At 68.4% G+C, this 431-nt stretch carries 1 protein-coding gene; it reads right to left on the bottom strand.

What is annotated here, in order from left to right; all coding sequences use genetic code 11:
- On the bottom strand, positions 1–431 hold a 431-nt coding region (locus tag ACETWP_RS17310; RefSeq protein WP_373973533.1), incomplete at both ends, for a hypothetical protein.

Here is a 431-nt window from a genome sequence, read left to right as displayed (position 1 = left end):
CGGGGCGGCCGGGGTCACGGCTGTCCGGAGGTCGAACTTCCATGTCTTGGCGGTGACCACGTAGTTCGCGGCGGACGCCTTCGCTGTCACGGTCGCGTACGTGGTGATCTTGTGGCTGCCCGGTGACTTGGCGACGCCGTCGATGAAGTACACGACGCCGGTGGCACGTGGGATGGTGACCGTCTTCGTTGTGTAGTTGACCGCCGGCGCGGCGGCGACGGCGGTCTTCTTCGTCAGGTCCAGGGTCCAGGACGCGGTTCCGGACAGCGTGAATCCCGGCTGGGCGACGGCGGTGACGGTGACCTTCGTGTAGCCGGACAAGTGGGTGCCGGCAGCCTTCGGGGTCCCGTCAACCAGATACGCGACGCCAGCGGTGGAGGGGATGGTGTAGCTGCCGGTCGAGGCGACCGACGTCGGGGCCGCCGGGACGA

It is taken from the genome of Arthrobacter halodurans, assembly GCF_041877255.1.
Taxonomy (GTDB): Bacteria; Actinomycetota; Actinomycetes; order Actinomycetales; family Micrococcaceae; genus Arthrobacter_N; species Arthrobacter_N halodurans.
This window is presented reverse-complemented; position numbering and strand designations above follow the sequence as displayed.